The sequence below is a fragment of the Hyphomicrobiales bacterium genome (assembly GCA_016125495.1).
Lineage (GTDB): Bacteria > Pseudomonadota > Alphaproteobacteria > Rhizobiales > RI-29 > RI-29.
On sequence record WGLQ01000014.1, the window covers coordinates 18,965 to 32,420 of the forward strand.

The following is a 13,456-nucleotide window of genomic DNA, read 5'->3' on the forward strand; positions in this document are numbered from 1 at the left end:
ACCAAAGCGTTGCGACAAAAAAGCTGACAAATCACGACTTGAGAAGTTTGACCACCTCGACCCAGCCCATCCACTCATCGGCCCCTGATGGCGTCGCGCGCGCAATACGGGCCCTTGCCCCTTCGACGGGCTGCGGCCAAAACCGGGCGGGCGCGGCTCGGGCAGCCACGAGCCCGCGCCATGGGAGACCGCCGCATGCAACCGACCGACGCCCCCGCGACCACGCCCGAGCCGGGCCACGACCGCTTCGACCTCTCATCCCCGGGCGCCAAGAACCTCGCGGACCTTGCCGGCGTCATGGCGCGCCTGCGCGATCCCGCCGGCGGCTGCCCCTGGGACCTCGAGCAGTCCTTCGCCACCATCGCCCCTTACACGCTCGAGGAGGCCTACGAAGTGGCCGACGCGATCGAGCGCGGCGACCTCGTCGACCTCCAAGAGGAACTCGGCGACCTCCTCCTCCAGGTCGTCTATCACGCGCAGATGGCGGCCGAGGCCGGCGCCTTCACCCTCGCCGACGTCGTCGATGGCATCACCCGCAAGATGATCCGCCGCCACCCGCACGTCTTCGGCGACCGCAAGGCGCGTGATGCCGGCGCCGTCAAGGGCATGTGGGAGCGCATCAAGGCCGAGGAGCGGGCGGAAAAGGCACGCGCGAGAGAGGAACTCGCGTCCTCGGGTGCCGGCACGGCCGATGGCGGCGCGCCGGCCCCGCCGGAGAACTCTCCTCCCGCCCCGCCCCGCCTCCTTGCGAGCGTGCCGCGCAACCTGCCGGCCCTCGCGCGCGCGAGCAAACTCCAGGCCCGCGCCGCCAAGGTCGGCTTCGACTGGCCCTCGCTCGAACCCGTGCTCGACAAGCTCGACGAGGAGATCGGCGAGTTGCGCTCGGCGATCGCCTCGGGCGAGACGGCGCATGCGGCCGAGGAACTGGGCGACGTTCTTTTCGTCCTCGCCAACGTCGCCCGCCATCTCGGGCGCGACGGGGAGACGGTGCTTACGGCCGCCAACGCGAAATTCGTCCGGCGCTGGGAGGGGATCGAGGACCTCGCCGCCGCCCGTGGCCTCGACATCCCTTCCCTCGACCTTGCCGCCCTCGATGCCCTCTGGAACGACGTCAAGGCCATTGAGCGGGGTGGCAGGGGCGGGTGAATGAGTGACGCGTCCCGGAGCAGGCGGGCCGGCACGGTTCCATCAACACGGCTCCCGGGCGCGGTGCAGCGTGGAGCAAAGCGGAACGGTGCACCGCATCCGGGGATCGTGAGGGTGGCGCCCACCGCGTCCGGGGATCGTCATGGCACGGCTCCCGGATGCACTGCGGCGTGGAGCGCAGCGCAATGCCGCTGTGCTGATCCGGGACCGCCCGCGTTCTGCTCCCTTCATGGCGACCCCGGATCAGCGGTGCACCACTTCGTGCTGCACCGCATCCGGGGATCGTGAGGGTGGCGCCCAACGCATCCGGGGATCGTCAGATCACCGCCCACCGCCGCCCGCATCGATTTCACGCGCCTTCGCCACCATCATCGCGACCCTTGCGACCTCGTGAACGAGCGCCGGTTGCTCGCGCTGCCAGATTTTCACTTGCGCATCCATCGCCTCCCCGTTCCCTTGGCGGGTCCAGATCTGAAACGCCACCGCACCCACGATCGCGGGGGGCACGGCGCCACTCGTCACCGCGCGGTCGGCGAAGGCGCGGACGGCCGCCTCGCCCTCGCTGGCGGCGATGAGGAAGAGCGTGCCGCGGAGGCAACGAACGAAGGCATCGATCATCTCGACCTCCATCGTCCCCTCGCCCTCGATCCGCCCCGGCGCCACCTCGGCGATCGCGCGCAGGAGCGCGCGCATGGCCACCACGTCGCGTCTCGCCTCGAAGGTAATGGCGAGGTTGAACGCCCCCTTCGCCCACTCGGTCCAGATCGCCTCGACGCCCGGCTCGCCCGCCCGCGCCTCGGCGACGGCGAAGAGGTCCCGGTGCAGGCGGCGTGCCTCGTCGAGGGTCTCGGGCTCCGCTTTGAGGCCGTAGAGGAGATTGTACGCCCCCTTCGCCCACTCGGTCCAGATCGCCTCGACGCCCGCCTCGCCCGCCCGCGCCTCGGCGACTTGCCACAGGTCCCTGTGCAGCGCCCGCGCCTCGTCGAGGGTCTCGGGCTGCGCCGCGAGCCCGTGGAGGAGGTTGTTCGCCCCCCCCCGCCCACTCGGTCCAGATCGCCTCGACGCTCGGCTCGCCCGCCCGCGCCTCGGCGACGGCGCGCACGCTCGCGAGGAACTGGCCGGCGTCGGCATTGGCGAGGAGCCGCCGTCCCTTGCCGAAGGTCTCGTAGGTCAACCCCACCCCGAGGCTCGCCCATTCCGCGAGGCCAAAGTCGTCCGTGGGCAGGGCCGGAGCTTCCCGCAAACCCGTGGTCGCCGCCTCGCCCGGCCAGTTGCGGTGGCAGCGCATGACGAAGTCGAACATCTGCCGTGGCGCCGCCGCCCAGGCGGCATCGCGCAGGCCGGCGCGGTCGGCGTCAGTGAGTTTGCCGTCCGCGAGCACCTCCAGCGCGTGGTATTCGCCGACGATGTCCGGCTCGAGCCGGCCCGGCCCCTCGCCCGACGGCCGGCCGGTCATGACGGTGAAGGCCGCCGGGTGGCCGTCGACGTCCCAAGGGGCAATGAGTTTGGCGAGACGGCCGCCGGGGCCGGCGAGCGCATCGACCTCGCCGACTGTCAAACCGCCCGCCATGGTCGCGACGGCGAGGAGCCGTTCGTCCTTCCTGGTCGCACCGGCCGGGCGCCAGTGGTTCTCGCGCCAGCGCCGGAGCGTCTCGGAGAGGAGCCTGGCCCGGTCGGTGATGGCGGCGACGGGCTTGCCGGCTTCGATCTCCGCCCAGTTGGCATCGAGCGCGTCGGCGAGGAGCGCGGCAAAGAGCGGGCGGCGCTCGGGGTCGGTCTCGGTGAGCCGGGCTTCGAGCTTGTCGAACCCGAATTCCGCCACCCGCTCCTTGCCAAGGTACGCCTCGAAAATCGGCCCGACGTCATCGATCGGCGCGAGCGCGAGCGGGCCGGCGAAGGCGCCCTTCACCCCGACCCCCGAATTGCCGGCCGGCATGACGCGGTCCAGCCAGTCGCCGCCCGCCGCCTGCTCGATGAGGATCACGCGCACCGGGGCGCCGAGCGCGCCGACACCTTCGTCCGCCCGCCGCGCCGCGAGTGCCTTGAGCATGCCCGCCACCGCCGCGCTCTCGCGGGCGGCATAGTCGACCACCATGACGGTCGGGAACAGCGGCTGCCAGCGCGCCCAGTCCGGCTGGGCCGTGCCGTCGCCTGCGGCGGGCAGGAAGCCGGCGTGAACGCCGGCCTTGCGCAATCCGAGGATCAATTCGAGCGCGAGCCGGCTCTTGCCGGTCCCGCCCGCCCCGTGCACGAGCACCCAGGCGAGCGGGGCCTCGCCCGAGCAGAATTCGGCGAGCGCGGCGATCTCCTTCTCGCGGCCGTAGAAGGGCACCTTGCGCGCGCCATAGACGAAGCGGTTGGCCTCCGTCAGGTCCCAGGTGTTGGCGCGGAGGATCGGCGCGGTGCGGTCGACATCGCCGGCGCCGGGGGGCGGCGGGGGATCGAGCAGGAATCGGCGCGCGATGAGGCTCGCCGGATCGTCGGCCGAGGCGGGCCGGACGATCTCGACGTGGTCGCCCTCGACGGTTTCCGGGTGGGCGGCGAACTCGCCCGCTATGGCCGAGGTGCGGCTCACCCAGCGGTCCCGGCTCGCGGCGACGTGGCGGATGTGGACGTGGCCCGCGAGGCCGAGGCGCTCGGCGTCGCGGTTGACCGCCATCAGGAAGTCGCTGTCCGTCGCGAGCGCCGCCAGTTGCGGATGCATGGCCGCGAGCGGGTTGCTGGCCATCGCGGTGCCGAGGATCGGGCTCGCGTAGGTGAGGAGGCGGGTGACCGCGACGCCCTGGTTGGCGGCGAGCAGGTTGCAGAGCGCGCGCATGGCGATCGGCCCGCCCTGGCTGTGCGCGATGAGAGCGATCTCGGTGTAGTCGGCGTAGGTGGTGGTGAGGGCGGTTGCCAGCGTCTCGGCGATCGCGCCAGGGGTGGCCAGGCTGGCGCCGGGCAGCTTGCCGGTGGCGTATTGGAACCGCGCGAAGTCGTAGGCGGCGGTGATGGCGTCGTCCGCCGCGAGGTGGCCGGCGAGCGCGTCCCAGATGGCGGGCGAGCTGTCGAAGCCGTGGATGAAGAGCGCGAGCTTGCGGCCCGCACCCATCGCCGGCCGAAGCGCGTCCTCCCCCACCCCCGTCACGTCCGCCATGCCGCCGGCTCCCCCGTTCGCAACGCCGGCCGGTGCCTCGGCCGGCGGCGCCCCCGAACGGCGATCATGTTGTATCGCCAGACGCCGTTCAAGTGCACAGGGGTCACAGGGCGACCGAGCGGTGGCACGGCGCCGTGTCACCCGTTCCCGACCCCGGATCAGCAGCGCGTCATTTCATGCCGCGCAGCATCCGGGGATCGTGAGGGAGGCACCCCCGCCAAGCCCTCAGGCGAGGATGCAGTAGATCTTCTTGACCGGCACGCTGCTGCGCCAGCCGTAGGAACAGCCGCGCGGAGCGAACAGCGTCTCGCCGGGGCCGGCCGTCCATTCCCCTCCCCGCCCGTCGAAGAGCGTCACTTCGCCTTCGAGGATGTGCATCAGCTCGTTGCGCGAGAACGAGGCTTCCGTGCGCTGCATCGGCGCGCTCTGCCAGAGCCCGATCGAGAGCCGGCCGCAGGGCGAATCGTAGAGCCCGACGGAGCGCTGCCACTCCGGAACGCGGATGAAAATCTTGGGGTCGATCGTCTCGTCGTCGGCGAGCGGGGTTTTCGTGTCGATGCGCAGCGGCATGGCGGGCGCGGCGACCGGGGCGGCGCCGACCGGCTTCCAGATGAAGAAGACCTTGGCGATCGGCCCCGTCTGCTGCCAAGCGGCGGCACGCCCGCGCGGGATGTGGAAGCACTCGCCCGCCCGATAGCTCTCGGCGATGCCGGGGCCCGTCTCGACCGTGACGCCGCCCTCGAGCAGGATCATGAACTCCTCGCTCGACCAGGGCTCGCGCCGCCCCGTCATCGGGCTCGCGTGCCAGACACCGACGGAAAGCCCCTCGGCCTCGTCCTCGTGGATCATGTAGCCCTTCTGGCGCCCCTCGCCGGCAATGAGCGTGGCCGGATCCCAGGGGCCCCAGTCCTCGAGGCGCCCGCCAGGGCCTTTCGGTGCGACCTTGGCGATCGAGCGAACGGCGGCGGGGCTGCTGGCGGGCGCGGTTGCGGGCATGCTCATGGGCGGCTCCTCTCGGGCAACGAAACGGTTGGCGAGACATTAGCCGCTCGTGGGCGGTTCGCCCAGCGCCGAGGCCGACGTCGGGCTCAGGACGGCTGCGGCGCGTTGAGCGGCTTCTTGTCCTCACCCGGCTCGAGAAGCGGCTCGGCATCACCCGGCCGCAGGCTGTCGAGATAGGAGATGACGTCCATGATCTCGGCCTTCGTCAGGTGCGTGTCGAGCATCGGGGGATGCGGCAGCACGATCGAGGCCATGATGCCTTCGACGGTCTGGCCCGGCTTGTTGGCGATCGCGGGAAAGGTCGGCACGCCCGAGGGAAGCGGTCGGGTGTCCTCGTCGCCGAGCGCGTGGCAGACGGCACAGGCGCGCTGGGCGACCTCATAACCCCGAACGGGGTCGGGCTTGAGCTGTCCGACCGCCTCGCCGGCAAGGGCCGACGCCTGCCCGAGCGCGACGAGGATCGCCAGCGCGGTTGCCAGTCGATCGAGTTGCAGGCGCATCATCGGACCCTCGTTCGCTTGCCACAGTTCAAGGTGAGGTTAGCAGACCGGCTGGCGGTGCGCGATGATCTGGGTCAATCCGCGCAATCGCGTCTCGCCCTCGCATTCGGCAAGCAGTCAGCACCGGACCGGCCGCACGTGCTGAACCGCGAAAGGCGCCGCAATGGAGACCATCGACCTCGCCACCTTCCAGGTCCGCCACGGGGCCGCGCTGCGCGCCGACCCCGTCCGCCACAATGTCGCACTCGCCTGTTTGGAGATGGTCCGAAGGGCGAGCAATCCGCAGGCGGCCCGGCTCTGGTCGTTCGCCCCGGATGGCGGGCGCTGCGCCCTGGCCCTGCCGACCCACAACATCGTTCTCTGCGACGTCGAGCAAGGCGATTGCGAGGCGCTGGCAGCCGGGACGCTGGGCAATGGCCACAAAGGCGTCGTCGGCCCGCACGAGACCGCCGCATGGTTCGTTGCCGCCGCCACCACGGCCGGCGATCGGTACGCCCCGCCGATGCGCCAGATGATCCATCGGCTCGAAGGCGCGCCCCGCTATCCGGAGTGTCCGGGCGAGGCCCGCATCGCCGGACCTGACGACCTCGACCGCGTCCACGAGTGGATCCATGCCTTCGGGCGCGAAGCCGTCCCCGGCGACACGCCCCCGTTGCGCGAGAACGTCCTGGTGCGGATCGGCGAGGGCCGTTTCATGCTCTGGATCGTCGACGGCGAACCGGTTTCGCTCTGCGGCATCGCGCGCCACGTCCCCGGAGCGACCGCGCTCGCCCCGGTCTATACGCCACCCGAGCTGCGCGGGCGGGGCTACGCCGGTGCGGTGACCGCCGCCTCGTCCGAACGCGCCCATGCCGACGGCGGCGGCGAAGTCTGCCTCTACACCGACCTCGCCAACCCCGCCTCCAATCGCTGCTACGCCAGGATCGGTTTCGTGCCGTACTGCCCGGCCCGCCACTACTGGCGACAAAGCAGCCGAAATGAATGACTTGCTGACCATCCAAGACCGCAGTCCGGAACCGATGAACGCCCGGCAAGCCGTGACATCCCCAATCATTCGCGCCACAATGGTCTGGATGATCCAGTCATGCGGGGTCGACGAGGCTCAATCAACCAGGAGGCGGACGATGATCGTTGCGCTGCGACACATGCTGGGTGCGGTAGCGGGTGCACTCGGGCTGCTTGCCGCGACCGCGCTCTCGGCCAATGCTGAAAAGTTCGCCATCGTCGTCGCGATCGAGGACTACCAGTTCACCGAGGACGTCGCCTACGCCAAGGCCGATGCCGACGCCATCGAGGACCTCCTGGTCAACGTGCACGGCGTGCCCCGCGCCAATGTCACGCGCCTCGACAATGCTTCGCTCGCCGGCTTGCGCTCGCTGTTCGGCGATGCCGGCGCACCCGGTCGCATCGGTGGCTTCGTGCGTCCCGGGGCGAGCGAACTCTATGTCTACTTCGCCGGTCACGGCTCGCGCGAGGTGACGGGAGCGGCGCTTTCATCGACCCCGTACCTCCTGGCGAGCGATACCGATCCGACGGCGCTGCGCACCACGGGCTATTCACTCGACGGCCTCGTTTCGCAGCTGCGCGACCTGCGCGCGCGGGTGATGCCGGAGGGGCAGGTGACCCTGATCCTCGAGAGCTGCTTTTCCGGACGCTCCAACGCCGGCGAACTGGTGACCGGGCGCAGCGCCCCCCTGCACGGCCAGCCCGTCGTCGTCTCGAGCCGGCTCGGCGAGAAGGTCGACGGCATATCCATTCTGGCGGCCGCCCAGGGCGACGAGTACGCCGTCTGGGATACCCAGCACGGCATGAGCGTCTTCACCGACGCCCTGGTCGCCGGTCTCTATGGGGAAGCCGACGATCCGCAGTTCGGTGGCGACGGCGATGGGACCATCGCGACCGCCGAACTCGAACGTTTCGTTCTCGCGCGCATCGCCCGGCGGCTCGATGTCGTGGCGCCGGGAACGCGCCAGACCCCCGACTTCCTCACCCCCAACGAGGTGCTTCTCGAGCGCTCGCCCGCCCGCGAGGGCCGCTCCTGGGTGGATGCGGTGAAGCGGCGCCACTCCGAGACCATCAAGGCCACGCTGCTGCTCGCCGAGCCCGAGGAAGAGGCGATGGCCGAGTACCTGCGCACGTGCCTCTACTGCCCACGCAAGGATGAATTGAGCGGCCAGTTGTCGAGCATGCGCGAGCGCGCACAGATCTGTTCGGTCGAGGAGACAACGAGCCAAACCCTGCTCGCAACCGGCAGTGCCGGCCAGATCGAAGCCTTCCTCGGCGCCTGCACATGCTGCGCGCGGCGCGCCGAGTTGCAACGCCGCCAACGGGAGCAGAGCCGGCTCGCCGCCCGTACGCCTGCGCCCTCGACACCCGTTGCCCCCCCGGTGCCGGCACAGAGCCCGAGCAACCCACAGCTCTCGAGCCTGGAGGACGGAGCGGACGATGACGACTCCGGTCGCGGTCGAGGGCGTGGTCGCGGGCGCGGCGGCGACGATGCCAGGACGCGCTCGGACCGCAGCGCCGATCTCGCGGACTTGACACGGCGACTGCAGGCCGAACTCGTACGCCACGGCTGCCTCACCGGCTCGGTCGACGGCCAGTGGGGCCCGGCCAGCTCGCGCGCCCTCCAGTCGTTCGCCAAGGCGACCAAACGTAGGCTCGACCTCGTGCGGCCGAGCGAGGCGGCCCTCGAGGCGGCAGAGGCCGAGAACAATCGCGTCTGCGCGTCGGCCACGGCCGTGCGCAGTGCTCCCGCCGAACCGAGGCCGGCGGTCAACCAACCATCGATCGGCTACCAGCCCGCCTACCAGGCGCCACGCACATCCGCCGGCGCCCCGGCCGCACCGCGCAGTAGCGGTGGCGTCAGTGGCGCATTCACCGCACCGGTGCTCAACTGCCGCACGCTCTGCGCCAACCGCGTGGGCAGCGCCTATGCCCAGTGCGTCGGCGAGAGCCGCCAGCGGGGCATCTGCCACTGAGTGGAGGAAATGTCGACGGCCCGTGCCGCGCGGTCACGGGGCTGCAACAGCCGGTCGCTAGCGTCGTCATGTGAGATCGCCGCCCGACGGAAGAAAACCGAGAGGCCGGCGCGCAACACCTGGAGGAGAGACGATGACCGGTTCGCCATTTTTTCGCCTCGAGGCGCGGCCGCGACCGACCCAAGCCGATCTTGCCGTTCCACTTGTCGAGCCGAGGGGCGCCCCCCGAACCGTCCCGATCAACCCCAGGAAAGGACACCCAGCATGCTGAAGCACCTCCTCACGGCGGCGGCGATCTCCGTCGCCTCGATCGCCTCGGCGGTCGCCACCGCCGAGGCCCAAACCGTCAAGGTGCTCATCCTCCAGAACGACGAGGACGAGCTTTCCCTCCAGTCCAACAACCGCATCCAGCGCGCGGTGCTGAATGTCTTCCAGCAGAATCTGCACGCCCCGGCCGTCCTCAGCGAGTTCGGCAAGTACGGTATCCAGGGCGCCGACGTCTACGACGAGAGCATTTTCCTCGACGTGTTCTCGCGCGACCCCAACAAACGTCGCAACAAGGCGCAGCTTATCCGCACCGCCGAGCTCGCTGCCAATCCGGTGATCGACGTCATCGTCCTCTATACGCTCTATGCGCGGGCGGTCGAGGACCCGTACATCAAGGTGCCGAAGCTCCTCATGTCGCTGAACTACGAGGTGCTGGACGTCAAATCGAAGCGCTATTTCGGCGGAGACAATCTCGATCTGACGCGCACGGGCTCGCCGCTGACCGGCTGCGCCACGCACCTCAACGGAACACCGCCGGACGCCTACTGCGTGCAGGAACTCGTCTCGACGCACGGCGAGCGCCTCGCGCGTGATGCGGGCAATGCCATCGCGCTGCGCCTTGCCGCGCTCATCGGACCGCACTACTCGGCCGCCCACACCGGCCAGAGCGGCTATTCCGACACCGCCGGCAAGTCCGATGAACTCGGCGGCGGAGCCGCGACCGGCGGCCACGCCTCGGCCAACGGCGCGATTTCGGCGGACGGGACCATCGGCGGCGACGTCGTCAACGCGGTGACGCCCGGCCACGAGGCCTGCCCGAACATCCCGACGACGTTCATCGTCACCTTCGAGGGCTTCACGCCTTCGCAGATGACCTTCCTCGAGGGCAACCTCGCACAGTGGAAGTGCGCGCTCGATCTCGATGCGGTCGGCCAGTCACTGGCGAACGCGAGCTACGAGTACAAGACGAAAGCCAACGCCGCCCAGGCGATGCGCTCCATCCGCTTCATCCTCGACTACATGGGGGTGCACGCCGAGATCAAGCCGCAGAGCGGAAACGAGGTTCTGGTGCGGGCCTTCGGCCTGCGCAGCAACTGACGACGAAGCGGGGCGGCGCTGCCACCAGCGAACGCCCCGCGGTCCTGCCGGTTCGGTTCGCCGAACCGGCCTTTTCTTCCACCACCCCCCAATCCATACTCCGCACGCCGGCCCGACGTCCATGCGGTGCCGTCTCGAGCATGCGTGCCGGTGGCTGAATGGGACAGGTGACGACAACGATAGCAACCCGACGGGAAAGGACACACTCAATGAGAAGGAAACGCGGTTGGCTCGCCATTGTGGCGCTCACAACCGTATTCGGTGCGTTGCTGACGGCAGGTCCCGGCGCGCCGATCGACCGGGCACATGCAGCGACAGTGGCCGATTGCCGGGCAATGATAACGACGGGCGCGACGCTGCTCGGCCGGATCAATCGGATCACGAACAAGCTCCGGACGACGACCGACCTGAATATCCGGACCCAACTGATCGCCGATCGCTGGCGCTACTACAGCGAGTATCAGCTTCTCCAGCAGGGATATGTCCGCGGCGGTTGCGTGCAACTGACCGGCAAGGTCGAAGACCGGTTTCCCTCTCCCAAACCGTTCAGCGAACGGCCTTGACCGCCGTCATCAACCGCCCGCCATCAAGCTGGCCGCAAACACCGACGACGAAAACGGACGGCCGCGCGTCATGCGCGGCCGTTGCTCATTCATCAAGCCTGGAGCGAGCTTACTCCGGGTTGGCCGCATAGAGCTGGGCCACCAGATCCTTCAGCTCACCGGAAAGCTGCACCACCGTGTCGGCGCCCTGATATTCGCGGAAAAGGTAGGTGAAGAGGATGCGCTTCTTGATGATCGTCGAAGCATAGACGGCGAGTTGTGTCTTCACCTCCCCGGTCTCGGCCTTGAGCTTCTGGACGAGCGCGGCATAGCAGGCGCTCGGCTCGACCTCGAGCGTTCCAAGGAAATTCGAGCTGTTGACCTCGATGCCCTCCACCGCCGACTCGATGCGCTCCTTGGCCTCCTTCAGGATGCCCTCGACGTCGATCTTGTTCTGCGAAATCTGCTCGCAGACGAGCTTGGCGAACTCGGCCCGGTCGACCGGAAGGTCCGTCCCTCGCATCTGCAAATTGGTCTGATATTGGACCATCGCATTCAGCGTCGGCAGACGACCGGAGTGCCAGCTCTCGCGTTCGTCGCACTTGGCCGCCATGCCCAAGAGCTCGTTGGTGCCGGCAAGCGCGGCATCGACCGCGCCGATCGCCCGCGCGTCGCTCGGATGGTCGCGTGACATCACGCAGTAATCACTCGGGAAAACGAGCACGACGGGGCGATCGCCGATCGCGCTGTCGATGCGCGGACCGCCCTCGGCGTTCGCGCTCGCCGCCCCGAGCCCCAAGCTCGCGATCGCGAGGAGGATGGCCCACCCCCGTCCCCGCCAAGCGCGGCTGGAGGTTACGCCGTGTCCTTGCCACGCACCAACGGAGCCGAGCGGCTCACCCGAAACGACCTGCATAGTGGCTCTCTCCACTTCGTTGACCATGAGGCAGCGAACGGTCTCGCCGGATTCACCGCCTCTTGGCGAGAGACTAGCACAGTCGAAGGTTGTTCACGAGGTCCGGCTGGTGCGGCCGGGCACCATCACCCTGCGTCAGACGAGTCGCGACTGGCGCAGCGCCGCCTCGATGAAGCTGGCAAAGAGCGGATGCGGCTCGAACGGGCGCGATTTCAGCTCCGGGTGGAACTGGACTCCGATGAACCAGGGGTGGTCCGGGTATTCGACCGTCTCCGGTAGCAGACCGTCGGGCGACATGCCGGTGAAGCAGAGACCGGCGCGCTCGAGGCGCTCCCGGTAACCGGTGTTGACCTCGTAGCGGTGGCGGTGGCGCTCGAGGATCCGCGTCGCGCCGTAGATGGCGGCGATCTTGGAATTGCCGGCGAGTTCGGCCTCGTACGCGCCGAGCCGCATGGTGCCGCCGAGGTCCCCGCCCGCGCGGCGCTGCTCGAGCTGATCGCCGCGCATCCATTCGCGCATTTCGCCGACCACCGGTTCGCCGGTCGCACCAAACTCGGTTGAACTCGCGCCGTCGATGCCTGCGAGATTTCGCGCCGCCTCGATGCAGGCCATCTGCATACCGAAGCAGATGCCGAAATACGGCACCTGGCGCTCGCGCGCGAACTTGGCGGCGAGGATCTTGCCCTCCGAGCCGCGTTCACCGAAGCCGCCCGGCACCAGGATGCCGTGCACGTGCTCGAGGTAGGGGGCCGGGTCCTCTTGCTCGAAAATCTCGCTCGCGATCCATTCGATCCTGACGCGCACCCGGTTGGCGATGCCGCCGTGTACGAGCGCTTCGATCAGGGATTTGTAGGCGTCCTTGAGGCTGGTGTATTTCCCGACGATGGCGATCGTCACCTCGCCCTCGGGGTTGGCGATCCGCGCGGAGATTTCATCCCAGCGCCGCAGATCAGGTGGTGGCGCGTCGGCAATCCCGAAAGCGGAGAGCACCTCCCCGTCCAACCCCTCGCGATGGTAGGCGATGGGCACGTCGTAGATGCTGCGCACGTCGAGCGCCTGGATGACAGCCGAGGGGCGCACATTGCAGAAAAGCGCGATCTTACGCCGTTCCTCCGGCGGCACCGGCCGATCACAGCGGCAGAGCAGGATATCCGGCTGGATGCCGATCGAGCGCAGTTCCTTGACCGAGTGCTGCGTCGGCTTTGTCTTGAGTTCGCCCGCCGCCGGAATGAACGGGATCAGCGTCAGGTGGATGAACACCGACTGCCCACGAGGCAACTCGTTGCCGAGCTGGCGGATCGCCTCGAAAAAGGGAAGCCCCTCGATGTCCCCGACCGTGCCGCCGATTTCGACCAGCACGAAATCGACCTCGTCGTTGCCGGCCCGGACGAACGACTTGATGGCATCGGTGACGTGCGGAATGACCTGGACCGTCGCGCCGAGGTAGTCGCCGCGCCGCTCGCGCGCCAGGATGTCCCTGTAGATGCGCCCCGTCGTGATGTTGTCCGCCCGCGAGCAAGGGCGGCCCGTGAAGCGCTCGTAATGCCCCAGATCGAGGTCCGTCTCGGCCCCGTCGTCGGTGACGAACACCTCGCCGTGCTGATAGGGGCTCATCGTGCCCGGATCGACGTTGAGATAGGGATCGAGCTTGCAGAGGCGCACGCGATAGCCGCGCGCCTGGAGCAAGGCCCCGAGTGCCGCCGAGGCGAGGCCCTTGCCAAGCGAGGAAACCACGCCGCCGGTTATGAATATGAACCGCGCCATGGGCCTCGACCCTACTCAGAATGAGGTCCGATTCGAAGCGCGAAATGCACCTCTCCACCGCCGTTGGAGGTCAGCCGAGAGTTGTATGCACGCCACCGGGTGAT

The 13,456-nt window shown here is 69.0% G+C and carries 10 protein-coding genes; 5 read left to right on the forward strand and 5 right to left on the reverse strand.

Features of this window, described 5'->3' with window-relative positions; translation table 11 throughout:
- Positions 1–195 precede the first annotated feature (195 nt).
- Positions 196–1,146: a nucleoside triphosphate pyrophosphohydrolase gene (gene mazG / locus GC150_11345; GenBank protein MBI1385494.1), complete on the forward strand. Its 951-nt coding sequence runs from the start codon at positions 196–198 to the stop codon at positions 1,144–1,146.
- Between the two features lie 349 nt (positions 1,147–1,495).
- On the opposite strand, the gene GC150_11350 is transcribed toward mazG, so the two are convergent.
- From GC150_11350 to GC150_11360, 3 genes are all read right to left on the reverse strand, one after another.
- Entirely contained in the window at positions 1,496–4,282 is a 2,787-nt protein-coding gene (locus tag GC150_11350) for a hypothetical protein (protein ID MBI1385495.1), read from the reverse strand.
- 225 nt (positions 4,283–4,507) lie between these two features.
- Complete coding sequence (locus tag GC150_11355) at positions 4,508–5,284, reverse strand: DUF861 domain-containing protein (protein MBI1385496.1); 777 nt, start codon at positions 5,282–5,284, stop codon at positions 4,508–4,510.
- 86 nt (positions 5,285–5,370) lie between these two features.
- Positions 5,371–5,787 carry a c-type cytochrome gene (locus GC150_11360; protein ID MBI1385497.1) on the reverse strand — a complete coding sequence of 139 codons (417 nt, stop codon included), beginning with the start codon at positions 5,785–5,787 and terminating at the stop codon, positions 5,371–5,373.
- 160 nt (positions 5,788–5,947) lie between these two features.
- Here GC150_11360 and GC150_11365 point away from each other — a divergent pair, with 160 nt between their 5' ends.
- The 4 genes from GC150_11365 (at position 5,948) to GC150_11380 (ending at position 10,693) form a co-directional block, all read left to right on the forward strand.
- The gene (locus GC150_11365) at positions 5,948–6,769 is read left to right on the forward strand and encodes a GNAT family N-acetyltransferase (protein ID MBI1385498.1); all 822 of its coding nucleotides are present in this window, start codon (positions 5,948–5,950) and stop codon (positions 6,767–6,769) included.
- Complete coding sequence (locus tag GC150_11370) at positions 6,633–8,765, forward strand: hypothetical protein (GenBank protein ID MBI1385499.1); 2,133 nt, start codon at positions 6,633–6,635, stop codon at positions 8,763–8,765. Before GC150_11365 ends, GC150_11370 begins: the two co-directional genes overlap by 137 nt.
- Positions 8,766–9,029: 264 nt before the next feature.
- Positions 9,030–10,130: a hypothetical protein gene (locus tag GC150_11375; protein MBI1385500.1), complete on the forward strand. Its 1,101-nt coding sequence runs from the start codon at positions 9,030–9,032 to the stop codon at positions 10,128–10,130.
- A gap of 209 nt (positions 10,131–10,339) precedes the next feature.
- Positions 10,340–10,693, forward strand: coding sequence for a hypothetical protein (locus tag GC150_11380; protein ID MBI1385501.1), 354 nt, complete (start codon positions 10,340–10,342; stop codon positions 10,691–10,693).
- A gap of 109 nt (positions 10,694–10,802) precedes the next feature.
- Here the strand turns inward: GC150_11380 and GC150_11385 are convergent, their stop codons facing one another.
- Together GC150_11385 and GC150_11390 are read right to left on the reverse strand one after the other, a co-directional pair.
- On the reverse strand, positions 10,803–11,588 hold the full coding sequence (locus tag GC150_11385; protein MBI1385502.1) for a hypothetical protein: 786 nt from the start codon (positions 11,586–11,588) through the stop codon (positions 10,803–10,805).
- A 135-nt stretch (positions 11,589–11,723) separates the two neighbouring features.
- Entirely contained in the window at positions 11,724–13,352 is a 1,629-nt protein-coding gene (locus GC150_11390) for a CTP synthase (protein ID MBI1385503.1), read from the reverse strand.
- Between the last annotated feature and the right edge of the window lie 104 nt (positions 13,353–13,456).